The organism is Streptomyces sp. Je 1-332 (genome assembly GCF_040730185.1).
In the GTDB taxonomy this organism is placed as follows: domain Bacteria; phylum Actinomycetota; class Actinomycetes; order Streptomycetales; family Streptomycetaceae; genus Streptomyces.
The window spans coordinates 284,576-302,322 of sequence record NZ_CP160402.1 but is presented as its reverse complement, the minus strand read 5'-3'; the positions used below and the strand labels follow the sequence as shown (position 1 = coordinate 302,322).

The 17,747-nt window shown below is 69.4% G+C and carries 17 protein-coding genes; 7 read left to right on the top strand and 10 right to left on the bottom strand.

Going from position 1 to position 17,747, the window contains the following annotated elements; translation table 11 throughout:
* Positions 1-37 precede the first annotated feature (37 nt).
* From ABXJ52_RS01475 to ABXJ52_RS01465, 3 genes are all read right to left on the bottom strand, one after another.
* Positions 38-1,657, bottom strand: a complete 1,620-nt coding sequence (locus ABXJ52_RS01475) for an amidase (RefSeq protein ID WP_367038637.1) — start codon at positions 1,655-1,657, stop codon at positions 38-40.
* A 102-nt stretch (positions 1,658-1,759) separates the two neighbouring features.
* Positions 1,760-2,002: a hypothetical protein gene (locus tag ABXJ52_RS01470; RefSeq protein WP_367038634.1), complete on the bottom strand. Its 243-nt coding sequence runs from the start codon at positions 2,000-2,002 to the stop codon at positions 1,760-1,762.
* Between the two features lie 70 nt (positions 2,003-2,072).
* Positions 2,073-3,311 (bottom strand): cytochrome P450, encoded by a 1,239-nt coding sequence (locus ABXJ52_RS01465; protein ID WP_367038632.1) that lies wholly within the window; start codon positions 3,309-3,311, stop codon positions 2,073-2,075.
* A 475-nt stretch (positions 3,312-3,786) separates the two neighbouring features.
* On the opposite strand from ABXJ52_RS01465, the gene ABXJ52_RS01460 reads away from it, so the two are divergent.
* From ABXJ52_RS01460 to ABXJ52_RS01450, 3 genes are all read left to right on the top strand, one after another.
* A complete protein-coding gene (locus ABXJ52_RS01460) occupies positions 3,787-4,014 on the top strand; it encodes a DUF5133 domain-containing protein (protein WP_367038630.1) in 228 nt (75 codons plus the stop codon).
* 119 nt (positions 4,015-4,133) lie between these two features.
* Positions 4,134-4,460 carry a plasmid stabilization protein gene (locus tag ABXJ52_RS01455; RefSeq protein WP_367048741.1) on the top strand — a complete coding sequence of 109 codons (327 nt, stop codon included), beginning with the start codon at positions 4,134-4,136 and terminating at the stop codon, positions 4,458-4,460.
* A gap of 158 nt (positions 4,461-4,618) precedes the next feature.
* Positions 4,619-5,032, top strand: coding sequence for an SsgA family sporulation/cell division regulator (locus tag ABXJ52_RS01450; RefSeq protein WP_367038628.1), 414 nt, complete (start codon positions 4,619-4,621; stop codon positions 5,030-5,032).
* Between the two features lie 33 nt (positions 5,033-5,065).
* On the opposite strand, the gene ABXJ52_RS01445 is transcribed toward ABXJ52_RS01450, so the two are convergent.
* A complete protein-coding gene (locus ABXJ52_RS01445) occupies positions 5,066-5,293 on the bottom strand; it encodes a DUF5133 domain-containing protein (protein ID WP_367038626.1) in 228 nt (75 codons plus the stop codon).
* A 508-nt stretch (positions 5,294-5,801) separates the two neighbouring features.
* Between ABXJ52_RS01445 and ABXJ52_RS01440 the strand changes: the two genes are divergently transcribed.
* Positions 5,802-6,674 (top strand): SDR family oxidoreductase, encoded by an 873-nt coding sequence (locus ABXJ52_RS01440; RefSeq protein WP_367038624.1) that lies wholly within the window; start codon positions 5,802-5,804, stop codon positions 6,672-6,674.
* A gap of 14 nt (positions 6,675-6,688) precedes the next feature.
* On the opposite strand, the gene ABXJ52_RS01435 is transcribed toward ABXJ52_RS01440, so the two are convergent.
* Complete coding sequence (locus tag ABXJ52_RS01435; RefSeq protein WP_367038622.1) at positions 6,689-8,266, bottom strand: NAD(P)/FAD-dependent oxidoreductase; 1,578 nt, start codon at positions 8,264-8,266, stop codon at positions 6,689-6,691.
* 53 nt (positions 8,267-8,319) lie between these two features.
* Positions 8,320-8,775, bottom strand: coding sequence for an SRPBCC family protein (locus ABXJ52_RS01430; protein WP_367038621.1), 456 nt, complete (start codon positions 8,773-8,775; stop codon positions 8,320-8,322).
* A 151-nt stretch (positions 8,776-8,926) separates the two neighbouring features.
* Here ABXJ52_RS01430 and ABXJ52_RS01425 point away from each other — a divergent pair, with 151 nt between their 5' ends.
* Positions 8,927-10,243: an APC family permease gene (locus tag ABXJ52_RS01425; protein ID WP_367038618.1), complete on the top strand. Its 1,317-nt coding sequence runs from the start codon at positions 8,927-8,929 to the stop codon at positions 10,241-10,243.
* 19 nt (positions 10,244-10,262) lie between these two features.
* Here ABXJ52_RS01425 and ABXJ52_RS01420 read toward each other — a convergent pair whose 3' ends face one another.
* Both ABXJ52_RS01420 and ABXJ52_RS01415 read right to left on the bottom strand, forming a co-directional pair.
* Positions 10,263-10,706 carry a DUF2267 domain-containing protein gene (locus ABXJ52_RS01420; protein ID WP_367038616.1) on the bottom strand — a complete coding sequence of 148 codons (444 nt, stop codon included), beginning with the start codon at positions 10,704-10,706 and terminating at the stop codon, positions 10,263-10,265.
* 214 nt (positions 10,707-10,920) lie between these two features.
* On the bottom strand, positions 10,921-11,352 hold the full coding sequence (locus tag ABXJ52_RS01415; protein ID WP_367038614.1) for an Hsp20/alpha crystallin family protein: 432 nt from the start codon (positions 11,350-11,352) through the stop codon (positions 10,921-10,923).
* Between the two features lie 131 nt (positions 11,353-11,483).
* Between ABXJ52_RS01415 and ABXJ52_RS01410 the strand changes: the two genes are divergently transcribed.
* Both ABXJ52_RS01410 and ABXJ52_RS01405 read left to right on the top strand, forming a co-directional pair.
* The gene (locus tag ABXJ52_RS01410; protein WP_367038612.1) at positions 11,484-12,140 is read left to right on the top strand and encodes a type III effector protein; all 657 of its coding nucleotides are present in this window, start codon (positions 11,484-11,486) and stop codon (positions 12,138-12,140) included.
* Between the two features lie 289 nt (positions 12,141-12,429).
* Positions 12,430-15,438, top strand: a complete 3,009-nt coding sequence (locus ABXJ52_RS01405; RefSeq protein WP_367038608.1) for a CARDB domain-containing protein — start codon at positions 12,430-12,432, stop codon at positions 15,436-15,438.
* Positions 15,439-15,521: 83 nt separating this feature from the next.
* Here ABXJ52_RS01405 and ABXJ52_RS01400 read toward each other — a convergent pair whose 3' ends face one another.
* Positions 15,522-16,556: a sulfotransferase gene (locus tag ABXJ52_RS01400; protein ID WP_367038603.1), complete on the bottom strand. Its 1,035-nt coding sequence runs from the start codon at positions 16,554-16,556 to the stop codon at positions 15,522-15,524.
* 413 nt (positions 16,557-16,969) lie between these two features.
* The gene (locus ABXJ52_RS01395) at positions 16,970-17,473 is read right to left on the bottom strand and encodes a transglycosylase SLT domain-containing protein (RefSeq protein ID WP_367038600.1); all 504 of its coding nucleotides are present in this window, start codon (positions 17,471-17,473) and stop codon (positions 16,970-16,972) included.
* Between the last annotated feature and the right edge of the window lie 274 nt (positions 17,474-17,747).

Below are 17,747 nucleotides of genomic sequence, written 5' to 3'. Positions count from 1 at the left end.
GCCACCGGTCCTCTCACCAGCGGCCAGGCCCTCCCGCTCACCGTGGCGCGCCGGGTCCGATCGTCGGCAGGTAGCGCGGTGCCCGCCAGGCCTTCAGCCGGTGCTCCACCGCGGCCCCCAGCGTCAGAAGCTTGCCGTCCTGATGGTCACCGGCCATCAGGAGCACGCCGACGGGCAGTTCGTTCACGGACCCGGCGGGTACCGAAAGGGACGGATATCCGGCGACGGCCGCCGGCGTGGAGGACGGGATGACGTCGTTGTCGCCGCGCTCGCAGTCGGTCGTCCAGGCCGGCGGGTTCGTGGGCGCGGCGATGGCGTCCAGACGGTGAGCGGCCATGGTCTCGTCGATGGAACGCCGGGAGAGGTCCTTCAACTCGGCGCGCATCGCCCGGTATTCGGGGTCGGTGGTGGGAGGCGCGGCGAGTGCCTGCTCGAACAGCTCCTGGCCGGCGAAACAGGTCTGTTCCTCGGGGTGGTCGCGGTTGAACTCGATCAACTCGGCGAGGTTCCGGGGGCCTTCGCGCGTGCCGAGATAGGCGTCGATGTCCCGGTGGAACTCGCTGAGCAGCGCCGGGAACTCGAGCTCGGCGAGCCGAGCCTGGTACGGGGGAGTCACCTCGACAACCACGGCCCCGGCCTTGCGCAGCTTCTTCGCCGTACGGGTCATCACCGCGTCCACGTCCGACCCGAGCGAGGGCAGACGCCACAGCCCGATCCGCTTCCCACGGAGGTCGGCCCCGTGGGCTGCCGCTGCCGGGCCCTTGGCTGTGAGCGAGCCGCCAAAGCCCTTGCCCTCGCTCTCGCCACCGCTCAGAACAGAAAGTGTGAGCGCGGTGTCGATTACATTGCGCGCCATCGGCCCCGCCGTGTCCTGCTCGGCGGAGATCGGCACCACGCCCGACGGGCTGGCCAGGCCGAGGCTGGGCTTATGGCCGACGACGCCGTTCATCCCGGCCGGGCACACGATGGAGCCATCGGTCTCGGTGCCGATCGCGACCTGCGACAACGACGCGGCGAGCGCGGCGGCCGAGCCGGACGACGATCCGCATGGGTTCCGGTCGAGGACGTACGGGTTGTTGGTCTGCCCGCCCACCGCCGACCACCCCGAAGTCGGCTTTGCGCCACGGAAGTTGGCCCACTCGGAGAGGTTGGTCTTGCCGAGGATCACCGCCCCCGCCTTGCGCAGCCGGGTCACCAGCGCGGCATCGGTGTCGGGCGGACTCCCGGCGAGCGCGAGCGAACCGGCCGTCGTCGGCATGTCACGGGTGTTCACGTTGTCCTTGAGCAGAACGGGTATGCCGTCCAGCGGCCCAAGGGCCTTGCCACGCCGGTGTCTTGCGTCGCTGGCGGCTGCCTGGCGCAGGGCCGTCGGGCTGGTACGCAGCACCGAGTGAATCCTGGGATCGACCTTCTCGATCCGCCGAAGGTAGGCCCGGGTCAGGGCCGACGAGGTCAGCGAACCGCCCGCCATACGCGCCTGTAACTCCGGAATGGTCACGGTGTCCAGATCCATCCCGGGTGCGAGAGCCGACCTGTTCGGCGGCGACGAGCGACCGGTGCCGTGCTCAGCTGCTTGCGCACCAGCGTTCGGTACGCCCGCCAGAAGGGACCCCGCGACCAGGGCGGCTGTCATTGCGGCAACGCTTCTCTTCCCCATGCGGATCAGCGGACTACACGGGCACCGTCCGGCGCAAGGGTGCGGGGTTTCCGCAGAGCGTGAGGCCGCAGCCGCTAGCCGCTAGCCGCTAGCCGCTAGCCGCTACCGGTCTCGCGTCTCGGCGTCCTGCGTCTCGTGGTCGTTGCCGCGCTGGACGTCGGCCTGTGCGGAAGGGTTGGGCGTGAGCGCGTCCGCGCCTTCGCTGTCCCTCTCCTTGTTTCGTTCGTCGCCGAGGACACGGGTTTCGGCGTCCTCTGCTTCGTCGAAAATCTCCTCGGCGGCGGTTTCCGCGTGCTTCGGCTTCTGCTCCTTCTGGTGTTCACCGCGGTGCTCGTGGTTGCTCATGCCGAATCTCCATCCATCTAGTTCTGGGTCTATTTGGTTCTGCGTTCGAGTCGCGGTTCGTCACTCGTCGTCAATGCCCCGCAGCGATGACAAAGCCGCTGCGGGGCCTCGTCGGCATGCGGTTCAACGGGATACGCAGGTCCTGCTCCGGGACGTCGTACTCCAGCTGCGCGAGTCGTGGAAGCAGGGTGCTCAACACCGCCAGGGTGATGTCCTCGCCGGGGCAGCGGTGGCCCTGGGACGCGTCTCCGCCGCCCTGGGGAACCAACTCGTTGCGACCGGGTTCGCGGCCCACGAAACGCTCCGGGTCGAACATGTAGGGGTCATGCCACAGCTCCGGATCGTGATTCTGGCCGTAGAGGTCGAGGAGGACGAGCGAGCCTTCCGGGATCGTTTCGCCGTGCCACTCCACGTCGACCGGGGCAAGGCCCGCGACGAAGGGCGCGAACGGGTAGAAGCGACGGACTTCGTGGGCGAACGCCCGGCCGTAGCCGTCACGGTCCTGGGCCAGCCGCTGCCGTAGCGCCGGATTCCGGTGCAGCGCATGGGCGCCGAACACGGTGTACCAAGTGACGGCGACGGTGGGGCGGATGACGTTGAGGATCTCGACGGCGGCGGTTCGCGGATCGAGCAGCTCACCGTCGGCGTCGCGATGCACGGCCACGGCCCGCACCACCGACTCCGGCTCCGCGCCGTCCGCCGCGGTGCCACCGGCCGGCCGCATCTCCTCGACCAGCTCCGCCAGCCGCTCCTCCTGGCGCCGCCGGGCCCGCCGGGCCCGCCAATGCCGGGGACCGGCGGTCGCGAATCCGTCGACCATGGCCACCAGATCACGCGCGGTGCGCCGTGCCTCGCCGTCCTGACCCTCGGTGAGCGGCACTCCCGCCCACCGGCACACGGCACGCGTGATCAGAAGGCTCACCTCGTCGAACAGCGTCACCCGCGGATGAGCGGTCCACTCCTTGCTCGACCGCTCCCACTCCGCGGCCACCTGCTGGGCCAGCCGGGCGACGTCGGACGGGTCCTTGAGGAGCGAGACGAAGAGTGCCTTACGTCCGCGGTGCTCCGTTCCGTCAAGCGTGTGCACCGCGCCTTCGCCGAAGAGCGTGCTCAGCACCGGTTCGGGGAGGGCGGAACGCCGCCGTACGTGGTTCTCGTCGTAGAAGAAGGCCACGGCGGCCGGTCCTCGCAGTGCGATGGCGGGTTTGCCCAACAGGCGTGTGCGGACGGGCCCGGGGCCCTTGCGGCGGCTCAGGTCGGGAAGCCACGCATACCCCTGCGCGAGGAGCGGCAGGGTGCTGTCCAGCATCGGTTTCCTCCAGGAAGTCTTTCCGCTCGCCCGTGGGGGGTCGCTCTCCGTCCAGCCTCTGCCGGGCCCGCCGCGGGCACCACTGGAGCGGCGCCGAACCCTTTGCGATCACGGAGCCGGGTGCCCTGCCGGGTCGAGATCATTCGTCGGTGTCGTGAACAGTCGGGCAGTCATGAGCCGTCCGAGGCGGGACTTTCGTCCCGGTAGGGGAGCGTGCGCCGGGGCACGGGAGCAGAGCCCGACCAGCAAGGTCCGAGGGACCGGAAGAGGGAGACACCTCATGCGAACGATCAGGCGCGTGAAGCGCGTGCTGTACGGGGCTCTGTGCCTGCCCGGAGGCGAGCGTCGGCGTAGTCCTCCGTGAATACCGAGCGACAGCGCGGGCACTAGATGTCGGCCAACTGCGCTTCATCGCACTGCTTGAACGTCTCCGTCACAGCACTCCGTCACCGAATTCACTGAGAGGAGCACCCCCGTGCTCAGGCCCCACCCCACGTTCCTGCACACCCTGCTCGAAACCTACGCCTCGCTGCGACACATGCAGGCCCGGGAGGATTCGGCCGAGGTCAGGCGGCGGATGGACGACGTCCTGTACACCTTGTGCGTCTCCACCGGTAAGCGGACTCCTGAGTCGGCTCTGGCGTCGGCCCGCGCTCAACTGGCCGGAGTGCACTCGCAGGATGACGCCCGCCTTTCCGCCTGAATGACTGGCCGGGCGCTGTGTGGGTACTGGTGTGAAACTTGGAAATGCCCGAAAGGCGGCCACTGCGGCCACTGCGAGCACTCGCCGTGACCGGAGCCAAGAAGAACAGCGAGGTCAGCATGCCGGCTGGAGCCAGTAACAAGCGCGAGCGTCAGTACGAGCACATCAAGGAGAGCGCCGAGGAACGCGGTGCCTCCAAGGGCAGGGCCAAGGAGATGGCGGCACGCACGGTCAACAAGGAGCGGGCCCGCTCCGGCGAGTCGAAGAGTGCGAGCAAGACATCGACGAAGGACCCGAAGTCCGCGCCGCAGCGCGGCGGGGAGCGGTCCCACAGTGGGTCCCAGGGCCCCACCAAGGACCAGCTCTACGAAGAGGCCAAGAAGAAGAACATCGACGGCCGTTCGTCGATGAACAAGCAGCAGCTCAAGAAGGCCCTCGGACGCTGAGACACCAGACGCCCGCGGCGGTGTGCACCGCCGCGGGCGTCGTCCTTTCGCCGGCCCGGACGGCCTGACCCTGGCGCCACGCGTCAGTCTTCGGGATGCGTTCACCCAGGTGGCTAATCCTGGGCATGCATCCGCGTCGGGCGGGAACCCCGTGTTCCATGGAATCCAGCCTCACCTGCCCCATCAGGTCTCACCTGCGCGTCGACGCCCTTGACCTGGTGCTCGAAGCCGAACTGACCCTCACGTACGCCACCAAGGACCCGCTGGCCGTCACCCTCACTTTTCCGCCGCCCGCGGCGGGACGGGCACCGACGGTGTGGGTGTTCTCCAGGGATCTGCTGGCCTCGGGGCTGCGAGCGCGGACGGGCGAGGGCGATGTCGTGATCCGGCCGAGCGGGCGGCACCGGGTGCTGGTGACGCTCACGTCCCCGAGCGGACGAGTCCAGGGTGAACTGGAGCGGGCACCGGTCGAGGCGTTCGTCCAAGAGGCGTACGCTCTGCTGCCCGCTCCCGAGGAGAGCGCGGCACTGGGCCTGGACAATCTGGTCACAGCCCTTCTCGCAGCACCCTGAACCGAGAGTGCGGCGTTCCGCAGCCCTCTTTCCTCACACTGGCTGCGGGGCGCCCGGTTCGCCCTCGGCCATGGCCACGTGCGCCCGGGCGGCGGCGAGCGCCGTCTCCACCTCACGGGTTCCGGTGGAGACACAGAGGGTGTACGCGATGTCCTCGAGCCTCTGGCGGTTCTCGGGGGCGCGGTTGCGCGTATGCAGCGCACTCAGGGCCTCGTACTGCTCCACCAGGTTGCGCAGAATCCTCGGGTCGGCCATCAGCACGGCAGGTCTCCTTCGCTCTCGACGGGCAGGGGTGAACGTCCTCAACAGGCGGTGGTGCAGGGGTGACTGGCACCGTCCGGCACACCCGGGCGCGCACCACGGCAGGTGGAGAGTGGGCGAGGTGGCTGACGGCGCGTACCTGTCCACAACCGCGGTGCGCGAGCCGGGACAGCCGGCGGACGCCGGATCTCCTGCCCCATCTCGAGTTCATCGCCGAGGTCGACGAGATGCCCGCCGAGGCGGGTTTCGTGTGGATGGCGGTTGAGGAAGAACAACACTCGCTCCGTGGAAGCAGGGCTTTTGGGCGCAGCCGCTTCCTGACCTCAAAGTTCAGTGTGCCCACGGGAGAGCTCCGGACGCCACCCGACGCTGTGACGTGAGACGCACGAGCCCGGGGTTTGGGCGCTGCGCTGCCTGGTATGCGGGTCCCGGCGCCGCCTGCCACCATGACCCTGTGCGTCCGGCGGGTGGAGCACCCGTCGTTGCCGTCCCGCCCGGAGGAGTTCTCGTGACCGACCGGAAGCACGTACTGCGCGGTCGCACAGCTGTCGTGACCGGCGCCGCGCGCGGAGTGGGCGAAGCCATCGCCAGGGAGCTCGCCGATCGAGGAGCCGAAGTGGCCCTGCTCGGCCTGGAGGAGAAGTCACTGGCCCGGGTGGCCCAGGAGCTGCCCACCCCGTCGAGGCACTGGCATGTGGATGTGACGGACACCGACGCGATGGAGCGCGTGGCCGGAGAGATACGCGACCAGCAGGGCCCCGCATCGGTCGTCGTCGCCAACGCGGGGATCGCCGAGGGCGGGCCGTTCGTCGACTCTGACCCCGCGAGCTGGCAACGTGTCATCAACGTCAATCTCGTGGGCAGCGCGAACACCGCACGGGTCTTTCTGCCCCAACTGCTCCACACCCACGGCTACTTCCTGCAGATCGCCTCACTCGCCTCCATCGGTGCCGCTCCGCTGATGAGCGCCTACTGCGCGTCCAAGGCGGGCGTGGAGTCCTTGAGCCAGTCACTGCGCGCGGAGCTCGCGCCGCGGGGCGTCAGGGTGGGCGCCGCCTATCTGAGCTGGACCGACACGGACATGATCCGTGACGCCGACCAGCATGCCGTCCTGCGCGAACTGCGTGCGCACATGCCGGCGCCGGCCCGCAAGGTCTATCCCCCGGAGCACGTGGCCGGGCGTCTGGTGGACGCCGTCGAGCGGCGGGCGGCCACCGTGTACGTGCCGGGGTGGCTGCGGGCCGTGCAGTTGGTGCGGGCCGGCCTGCCGCCGCTCGTCAGCAGGTACGCACGCCAGGAGTTGACGCGCTCGGAGTTCTCGGCCACGGGACTGCTCGGGCCCGGCGGGCGCGCGGCTGAGACCCCGACCGGGCCGCGCTGAAGCAAGCGCCGAAGTCAGCCCGGTCGAAAGCGCCGGTCGAGCCGGCCCCGCAGCGCGGCACGGGCGGCGTTGGCTCCGGGAGCGCCGTGGACGCCGCCCCCCGGGTGAGCGGCGGCCGACGCGAGGTAGAGGCCCTTGACCGGGGTTTCGGGGCGGCCCGTGCCCGGCGTGGGGCGGAACACCAGCTGCTGGTGGGCGGAGGCCGTGCCGCCGTTGATCGCGCCCCCGTGCAGGTTGGCGTCCATGGCCTGGAGGGTGGACGGGGCGAGAAGACGCCGGGATCGGATGCGGGAGCGGAATCCCGGCGCCCAGCGTTCCACTTCGTTCTCCATGCGGTCGGCCATGGCCTCTTGTTCCCGCTGGTCCCAGGCGCCGGTCAGGCCGTCGTCACCCGCGTCGCCCTTGATCCGCTGCGGGACATGCGTGTACGCCCAGGCGGATTCGGTGCCGGACGGCGAGCGGGACGCGTCGGCGGTGGTCATCTGACCGAAGAGGAGGAACGGGCGGTCGGGCACCTTCCCCATGGCGATCTGTGCCGCGAACTGGGTCAGACCGTCGACGCCGTCGGCCAGGTGGACCGTCCCCGCCGTGGCCGCCTCCCGCGCCGTCCAGGGCACCGGCCCGCTCAGCGCCCAGTCGACCTTGAAAGTCGCGAAGTCCCACTGGAACCGGCGCAGATCCCCAAGGAGGCACCCCGGCAGATGCCGGGCGTCGACGAGATCGCCGAACAGCGCCGGTGCGGACACGTCGGCGAGAACCGCACGGGACGCGGGAACGCCCTCACCTCCGGCCGTGCGCACGCCGACCGCGCGTCCGGACCGTACGACGACCTCACTCACGCGCTCCCCGCACCGGACCACGCCCCCGTGCCGTTCGAGCCGCCGCACCAGGGCCGCCGTGAGCGCGCCCGCACCGCCGACCGGAACAGGGAAGCCGTACGTCTGGCCGAGCATGGACATCAGCCAGCCGAAGCCGCCGCTGCCCGCCGCTTCGGGGCCGAGGTCCGCGTGCAGCGCGTTGCCCGCGAGGAGCAGCCTGCCGCCCTCGCCGCGGAACTCCTCCTCGCCCAGGCGGCGGACCGGCAGCGCCATCGTGCGGGCCATCCGCAGACCGCCCGCGCTTCGGAGCTTGGCGGCGAGGCGGATCCCGGACCGTACAGGGGGGAACGGAGTGAAGAGCGCCCCCACGATGTCGGGGCCGATGCGGTTCCAGGTGGAGCAGAGGTTGAGCCAGGCAGCCCCGTCGCCCGCCGCGAACGTGTCAAGACCTGCTGCCGTGTCCGCCGCCCCGCGAGCGAGGACCGCGCACCGGCCGTCCGGCAGGGGATGAGCGAGGACGCGGGGAGCGTGGCTCCAGCTGAGACCCTCCTGCTGGAGCTGCAGGTCCGCGAGGATCGGGGAGGCCGCGGCGAGGGGATAGAAGGCGCTGAAGAGGTCGTTGACGTAGTCGGGGTGTACACCGCGATCGCTGCGGACCGCACCGCCCGGCTCGTCCTGCTCCTCGAGAACCTCCACACTCCATCCGGCTTCTGCCAGCAGATTCGCCGCGACGAGACCATTGGGCCCCGCACCGATGACCACCGCGTCCGGCATCCCTGACTCCTGACGTTCGCTCGGCCGACGTGCTCGACCTGATCGGCCTGTCCTCAGGCCGATTCGTACGTGCGCTTCGGTGACTTCTCCACGACGTCCGCCAGGCGGGCGAGCATGGCGCGGTGCCGCAGTTGGATCAGGGCGTCCACGGCCGCGTTGTGGAGCATTCCGCCGGGCCCGGTCAGCGGATGCTCGTCGACGATGACCAGGGCGTACTCACCCCAGGGCCGTACGTCGAGAGCGATACGCGCCGCACCGAGCCATCCGCTGTCGGCCTCGAGCTCCAGAATGCCGGGCTCTTCGCACCGCCGGACGGTCGTGCGGCCCGACAACGTCCGCCACCCCACCCGCACCGTGTACGTGATGCTGGAGCCGACCTCCGGCCAGACGCCTTCCCTGGGCTCCGAATCGGATGTGCCGACCACCCAGTCGCCGTAACGCGAGCCGTCCGCGAGTACCGCCCAGACGTCTGCCACGGACCGCTTGATCAATCGGTGTCGTACGGCCATTCGGCTCTCCAGCCCTCGTCGGAAACGGAAGCCCGCGTCGGATGCTGCGGCTCCCCGGTACCCGGCACGCCCGTTCTCACTCCTGCTCACCCTCGCAGGCGTTCGGAGGGTCCGCCGCCTGCCGGACGCCGAATCGGGTACGTGTGTGCGCGTGAAATCTCCCCGCACCAATCCCGAAGCCTCCGAGCCGACCGCGCTCAAGAAGGCGCTCACCACCCCGCTGCTCTACTTCTTCATCCTTGGAGACGTCCTCGGCGCGGGCGTATACGTCCTGGTGGGTCAGGTCGCGGCCGACACGGGCGGCGCCGTCTGGGTGCCCCTCGTCGTGGCGCTGTGCCTGGCGCTCCTGACGGCGGCCTCGTACGCCGAACTGGCCACGAAGTACCCCCGGGCCGGCGGCGCCTCCCACTACGCGACCCTGGCCTACGGGCCTTTCGCCGGGTTCCTCGCCGGTTTCTGCATGCTGGCCGCCGGCATCGTGTCGGTGGGCGCCTTGGCCCGCGGTTTCGGCGGCGACTATCTGGCGGAGTTCGTCACGCTTCCCGTGGCCCTCGTCGCGGTCGTGTTTCTTGCCGCGCTTGCCCTGCTGAACGCGCGGGGGATCAGCGAGTCGACGCGGGCCAACGTCGTCGCCACCGTCATCGAGGTAAGTGGGCTCCTGCTCGTGATCGGGCTCGGCGTCTGGATCGTGCTGCGCGGCGACGGTGACGTCGGGCGGCTCACGGAACTGGGAACACCGGAACACGGGCCCGCGGCAGCGGTGCTGAGCGGTGCGGTCCTGGCCTACTACTCCTTCGTCGGTTTCGAGACCTCCGTCAATGTGGCGGAGGAGACCCGTGACCCGCGCCGCTCCTATCCGCGGGCCCTCTTCGGCGCGCTGATCACCGCGGGGGCCATCTACGCCCTGGTCGGTGCCGCAGCCGCGGCGGCCGTGCCGACCAAGACGCTCGTCGAGTCCAGCGGACCGCTCCTCGAGGTCGTCCGGGCGGCCGGTGGCGTCCCCACGGAGCTGTTCAGCGCCATCGCCCTGGTCGCCGTCGCCAACGGCGCCCTGCTCACCGGCATCATGTCGTCGCGTCTGGCCTATGGCATGGCGCGCGACCGGCTGCTGCCGAGTTTCCTCACGAAGGTGCTGCCCGGCAGGCGTACGCCGTGGGCGGCGATCGCCGCGACCACCGTGCTCTCGCTTCTCCTCGCGCTGACCGGCGACGTGTCGACGCTCGCCTCGACCCTGGTCCTCCTTCTGCTGGTGGTCTTCTTCCTGGTCAACACGGCGGCTCTGGTGCTGCGTCGCGACGCCACCACGCAGGACCACTTCCGGGCCCCGACGGTCGTGCCGGTGCTCGGAGCGGTGTCCTGCGTGGTGCTCGCGACGCGGATCGAGGGCGAGGTGTGGCTGCGGGGCGGGATCGTCCTGCTGGTGGGCGCGGTCCTGGGCGCCGTCACCGCTGTGCGCCGCCGCGCCTGACCCCCGCCCCGAGCGAGCCCTACGCGGCCTGGATCAGTTCGGCTCGGCCGAACAGGAGCGCGTAACCGGAGGGGAGTTGGGCCAGCATGCGGGTCAGGAGACCGGGGCCGGCGAGGTCGGCGACGGCGGCCAGGACAGCGCCGGTGTCCCAGCGCGTGGTGGCGGGACTGGCCCCTGCGCGGGTGGCGAGATCCTTGACGAATCCCCAGCCGGTGAGGGGTTCGGTGGCGGGGATCTGGGCGGTGAGGATGAGCGCGGCCTCGACGGGCATGCGGGCGGCGAGTTCGACGCGTTCCTCCCCGGTCAGCTGCCTGCCAAGGCCGCCGATGACCAGCCTGACGGCTTCCTCGGCGCGCTCCCGGGTGGGGTACGCGCCCTCGTAGCGGACCTTCTCCAGCATCTGCTGGAAGGTCATCGCGGGGAGGGGCCGGGAGACTTCAGGGCGTTCGGAGATCACTGACATCGCGGAGTGCGCGCCTTTCTCGTCGCAGAGGTTGTGTCGCGGGTGCGGGCAGCTGGACAGCACCCGCGGGCGGGGCGTGGGGTCGTGGGGTCGGCTGGGGAGGGCCGAGGGAAGCCCGCGAGGGAAGGCCGTGCGGGAGTCGACACGGCCCGGGCGCGGAGGAGGAGCCGGGGGAGAGCTGCAGTCCTCCGCGCCAGGCGTCCGTGGCTGGGGCTCAGCCGCGGATTTCCCTCCGGGACGCTTCGTTCCCGATGGAGACCTTGCGGGGCTTGGCACGCTCGGCGATCGGGATGCGCAGGGTCAGTACACCCGCGTCGTAGTCGGCCTTGATGCGCTCGGTGTCCAGTGTGTCGGCCAGCACGATCTGGCGGGAGAACACGCCCAGTGGCCGCTCGGACAGTTCCATCTGGACGTTCTCGGACTTGGTGACCGGTCGGCGCTCGGCCTTGACGGTCAGCATGTTCCGTTCCACGTCGATGTCGATCGCCTCGGCGGTCACGCCGGGCAGATCGAAGGCCACCACGTACTCGTCGCCTTCGCGGTAGGCGTCCATGGCCATCGCGGACGGTCGCGACCACGTTCCGGGGCCCACCAGCTGCTGGGCGATGCGGTCGAGCTCGCGGAAGGGATCGGTGCGCATCAACATCGCGAAACACCTCCATAGGTCAGGGCAGTACCTGCCAATGCGCTTCACCTGCTCTAGGTTGTAGCATGTCATCCATTGGATGACAAGGCAGATGTCATCCAATGGATGACGCCGAGACGAGGGAGGCCTTCATGACAGCGACCGGCCCACCGGAATCAACCCAGGCAGCGGCCCGTAATCCGGCCTCCTTTCCGGCCGCGGCCTCCGCTCTGGAGGCCATCAGCGACGCCATGGACGTCGCCCAAGAGCGCGGCGCGGGTGCCGCACCCGCAGGGGGCACCGACCTGGAGCAGGCCTTGGCCTCGCTGCTGCTGCTGCGCGAGGTCCGTGAGCAACTCGCCGCGTGGGAGGCGGGGTTGATCGAAACCGCGCGACACGCGGGAGCCAGCTGGGCCGACCTCGCGCACCCCCTGGGGGTCGCAAGCCGTCAGGCCGCCGAACGGCGCTACCTGCGCCAGCGCCCCGGGCCGACCGGAAGCACCGGCGAGCAGCGCGTACAGGCCACCCGGCAGCGCCGCGCCGCCGACCGCAGCCGTACCGCCTGGGCCCGGGAGAATGCCGCCGCCCTGCGCCGCCTCGCCGGTCAGGTCACGTCACTCACCGGTCTCCCGCCGCAAGCCCAGGTCCCGGTCGGCCATCTCGACGCGGCTCTCGCCGACGACGACCCGGCGGCCCTGATCGAACCTCTGAGTGCGGCTTGCCCGTACGTGGCGCGCACCCATCCCGCTCTCGCAGCCCGGCTCGACGAGCTCATCGGCCACCTCGAAGGGAAGGGTTCGCGTAATTAGACGACAGAAAGCCGCAAAAAACTGACCAATGCATGGCGCTCATGCCGCTGAACCTGCAAGGGCGACGCCAGCGGGCGCCCGTAATGTGCGCATTACGCACCGAATCCGCGCCGCTTCAACAGACCGCGCTAGGAGTCAGCTCCTCCGGAAGCCGAAAATCTCGTAAGTCTGTCGGTTATTTGCAATCTCTGCCACACATCTTGCGTTCTTGTGTCGGCCGCGATTGAGTGCTGACGCGTACCGCAGATACGGGTTGACATATGTCATGAACGCGTCAGAGAGGACCACCGTGAGATGGAGACAGCGGAGCCGGCGCACCCTGGGCGCCTGGCTCGTCGGCACCCTGTTAGCCGCCGGGCTCCTGCCCGCCGCCGCCCACGCAGCACCCGCCCCCGCCCACGCAGCGCCCGCGGCGCCCAAGGCGGCCGCGAATCTGGCGCTGAAGAAGCCGATCGAGGCGTCCACGTCCACCCAGAACTACTACGCGCCCAACGCCAACGACGGCAGCACGAGCACCTATTGGGAATCCAGCGGACATCCGTCGACGCTGACCGTGAAGCTCGGCGCTGACGCGGAGCTCGACTCCGTCGGGCTCAAACTCAACCCGGACGCGGCCTGGGCAGCCCGTAAGCAGAGCATCGAGGTGCTCGGACGTACGCAGTCCGCCGGCGACTTCAGCACGGTGAAGGCTCGGGCCGACTACACCTTCGACCCCGCGGGCAACCAGAACCGCGTGACGATCCCGGTCTCCGGGCGCTACGCCGAGGTCCGGCTGAAGATCTACTCCAACAGCTCCGGATACGGGGCCCAGGTCGCGGAGTTCGAAGTCAACGGAACCCCCGCGCCCAACCCCGACCTGACCGTGGCCGACCTGAGCTGGCGGCCCGCGCAGCCCAGCGAGAGCGACGCCATCAAGGTCGACGCCACCGTGCGCAACACGGGCTCGGCGGCCTCCGCCGCCACCACGGTCGACGTGAGCCTGGGCGGGACGGTCGCCGGCAACGCCGAGGTGGGCGCGCTCGGCGCCGGTGAGTCGGCCACTGTCCCGGTCGACATCGGCAAGCGGGCGCAAGGCAGTTACACCGTATCCGCGGTGGTGGACCCCCGCGACACGGTCCCCGAACAGGACAACGACAACAACAGCCGCACCGCCGACGCGAAGCTGACGGTCGGTCAGAGCCCCGGCCCCGACCTGGAGGTCACCGGCATCACGTCGAACCCGGCCAACCCCGCGGTCGGCGCCGATGTCACCTTCACGGCAAAGGTGCACAACCGTGGGACCAGCTCGGTGAGCGCCGGATCAGTGACCCGCCTGACCGTGGCCGACAAGACACTGAACGGCACCACACCCGCCATCGCCGCGGGCGAGAGCGCCATCGTCGACCTGTCGGGCAAGTGGACCGCCACCAGTGGCGGCGCCACCCTCACCGCGAGCGCGGACGCCACCGATGTCGTGGACGAGACGAACGAGGACAACAACGTCTTCGCGCGCTCCATCGTGGTCGGCCGCGGCGCGGCGACGCCGTACGTCGAGTACGAGGCGGAGGACGGCAGGTACGAGGGCACGCTCCTCGAAGCGGACGCCGAGCGCACCTTCGGGCACACCAACTTCGCCACCGAGTCATCGGGCCGCAAGGCGGTGCGCCTCAACTCGACCGGCCAGTACGTGGAGTTCACGTCGACCAGCGCCACCAACTCCATCGTCGTACGCAACTCCATCCCCGACGCACCGAGCGGCGGCGGCCAGGAGAAGACGATCAGCCTCTACGCCGACGGGAAGTTCGTCCAGAAGCTGACCCTGTCGTCCAAGCACAGCTGGCTGTACGGCAACACGGACCAGCCCGAGGGCCTGACCAACACGCCTGGTGGCGACGCGCGCAGGCTCTTCGACGAGTCGCACGCCCTGCTCGCGCAGACCTATCCGCAGGGCACCAAGTTCCGCCTGCAGCGCGACGCCGGTGACGACGCCGCGTACTACACGATCGACCTGATCGACCTGGAACAGGTGGCACCTGCGGCGAGCAAGCCCGCCGCGTGCAAGTCGATCACCGAGTACGGGGCTGTCCCCAACGACGGCATCGATGACGCGGACGCGATCCAGAAGGCGGTGGCCGCCGACCAGAACGGCGAGATCGACTGCGTATGGATCCCAGCAGGTCAGTGGCGTCAGGAGAAAAAGATCCTCACCGACGACCCGCTGAACCGGGGCCAGTACAACCAGGTGGGTATCAAGGACGTGACGATCCGCGGCGCCGGAATGTGGCACGCGCAGCTGTACTCGCTGATACCGCCGCAGGACGCGGGCGGCATCAATCACCCGCACGAGGGCAACTTCGGCTTCGACATCGACGACAACACCAAGATCTCGGACATCGCCATCTTCGGCTCGGGCACCATCCGGGGCGGCGACGGCAATGCCGAGGGCGGCGTCGGTCTCAACGGCCGCTTCGGCAAGAACACCAAGATCTCGAACGTGTGGATAGAGCATGCCAACGTCGGCGCCTGGGTCGGCCGCGACTACAGCAACATCCCCGAGCTGTGGGGGCCTGGAGACGGCCTGGAGTTCAGCGGGATGCGCATCCGCAACACCTACGCGGACGGCGTCAACTTCACCAACGGCACCCGCAATTCGACCGTCTTCAACTCCTCGTTCCGCAACACGGGTGACGACGCGCTCGCCGTGTGGGCCAGCAAGTACGTCAAGGACACGTCGGTCGACGTCGGTCACGACAACGTGTTCCGCAACAACACGGTGCAACTGCCGTGGCGTGCCAACGGCATAGCGGTGTACGGAGGTTACGGAAACAAGATCGAGAACAACCTGATCCACGACACCATGAACTACCCCGGCATCATGCTCGCCACCGACCACGACCCGATCCCCTTCACCGGGCAGACGCTCATCGCGAACAACGGGCTCTACCGCACCGGCGGGGCGTTCTGGAACGAGGACCAGGAGTTCGGCGCGATCACCCTCTTCGCGCAGGGGCCGAGCATCCCCGGTGTCACGATCCGCGACACCGACATCCACGACTCGACGTACGACGGCATCCAGTTCAAGACGGGAGGCGGCGCCATGCCGGACGTGAAGATCAGCGACGTGACGATCTCCAAGTCCAACAACGGCTCCGGCATCCTCGCCATGGGCGGAGCACGCGGCAGCGCGACGCTGAGCAACGTGCAGATCAGCGACTCGCGCGACGGGGACATCCTGATCGAACCGGGCTCACAGTTCGTGATCAACGGAGGAGGTGCGGGCCTCGACCCTGACGTACCGGGAAAGAGGCAGGGGCTGTAACGACGGTGTCAGCAGGCTGAATCGACCGGCCCACTCTCCACCAGTCCGCCCGGATCTGTGTCTCAGGTCCGGGCGGTCTGTCGTCACCTCGGCTGCTCTTCCAGCGCACGGATACCCGGCGCGCAGCTGATCCTCAGATCGTCCAGTTCGGCCGCCGACAGCTGCTTCTCGGCGGAGCCGCGGCGGCTGCCGTCGAGTTGGGTGCAGGCGCTGTCCAGCCACGAGCGGGCAGGATCGATGCCGACGAACGCGGCCAGGCGGGCGAGTTCGTCTCTGGGGGAGTCGATGAGGTCCTCGTAGGCGAGCGTCATACGTTGGCCGGAGGGCAGGGCATCGAGGAATTGTGCGCCCTGGGCGACGAGTTCGGACCACAGGGCGCCGAACCGGCGCAGGGGGAAGGAACGGTCTCGTACGAGGGCGGGGTCGAAGGACTCGTCGAGCAGCGGCGCCAGGTCGGGAGGCAGGGAGCGCACCTGCTCGGCCGTCAGATCGCCGAAACTCTCGACGCCCGTCCGTTCTTTGATCTCGCGCATCAAGGTGATCACGCGGTACCCGGGATGTCGGCTCATGGACAGGGCGCAGTCGGGCCCGTCGCGAAAGAGATGCACGAACTTCGCGTAGGGGAAGGCAGCACGCAGCCCGGGAGCCCAGCCCGTCGAGTAACCGGAGCGTTCCACGACGGTGGTGCGCCCGAGCCGCGCGCCGAGCAACTCGAAGAGGGCCTCGTGGTGTTCGGGGGCGGGGCGTACCGGCCAGCCGATGACCGCAGCGCGGATTTCGTCGAGCAGGCCGTCGGGGTCGTCGGTGAGGTGGGGCAGCACCATGAGGGAGAGCGCGGGGATACCGGGGCTCTGCCCCGTGTACTTCCCCGGGCGGCGAGTGTAGAGGAACTCGGGCATCAGGAGCCCACTGCGGATCATGCTCGCGAAGTACGGGGTGGGCCGGAAGAGGGCTTCCCAGAACGCCGCGCCCGAGACCCGGCCCTTGGGAAAGGCCGCGTCACCGACGGAGGCCATGTACTCGTTGAGACTGAGTACGTCGGGGTGGGCGTTGAGGATGCGGGACAGCGCGGTGGAGCCGCTGCGGCCCGTACCGATCACGAAGGTCAGGCTGCGCAATGTCGCTCTCCGAAGGCAAAGGGCGGGGATCTGAGGGCAGTATGCACCTCAGCACATGCGCGCCGAAGGCACCAGGTGGCAGCCGGGCCACGAGTGTTGACCCTCACGCGGCGTCAGGCCGCATAGTCCTCGGCATGGAGGAGCACCTGACCGTGGGACGCGTGGCCGAGCTGGCCGGCGTGAGGGTCCGCACGCTGCATGCCTGCGCGACGACCTTTCCTCAGGTCAGTGGGCCGAGCGCAACCGCGACCTCGTCGCCCTCGACGCGGCGGAGCTGGGCCTCCGCCTGCTCGTCGCCTGACTGGGGTACGGCTCGAACGGGCACTGGTGACAGGGACCTGGGCCACTTCTCTGGGGCCCAGAGGTCACATCGGCTGTCACATCAGTGGCGGCTCTGCCGGGCGTGGGACGGCTCAGTACGCGGAGTCGACGTTGTCGATCGAGCCGTACTTGTCGGCGGCGTAGTTGGCGGCCGCGGTGATGTTGGCGACCGGGTCGGTCAGGTTATTCGGGGTGCCCGACACGTGGTACGCGTCGAAGGTGGGCTGGATCACCTGGAGCAGGCCCTTGGAGGGGGTGCCGTTCTGCGCGTTCACGTCCCAGCCGTTCTGGGCGTTCGGGTCACCGGCGGACTCGCGGATGATGTTGCGGTGCAGGCCCTCGTAGGAACCGGGGATGCCCTTGGACTTCATGATGTCCAGGGACTCCTTGATCCAGCCGTCGAGGTTGTTCGGGTAGTTCTTCTCGGCCTTCGCGGCGGCGGCAGGTGCCTTGGCCGCGGCGGAGTGCGGCTCGGCGGCCTGGGCGGGGGAGGGGGCCACCGTGAGCAGAGCGGCAGCGGCTCCGGCCGTGGCGAGACCCGCGACGGAGAACGAGCGGATTCGGGCGATGCGGGTGGTGCTGGTGCGCGTGGGCATACGGAAGTGAACCTTTTCCATGGGGGGACGTGGCACAGGAGCCTGGGCGGCCGTAATGGCGATGTATTCGCGCCGGCCGCGCTGCTTTGGCCCTGCGATGTCGACCATGGTTAGCGGTGACGGGAAAGCGGCGCAAGGATGTGACGTACTACCCGGCTACGCAGAAGACCTGCCAGTGAGCGCCTCTACGTCGAATCGGCGGCCTATGAGCGCCTATGGCGTCTACTACCGCGGTTAGCGTGTGATGTGGCCCCTATGGGGCGCCTCACAAACT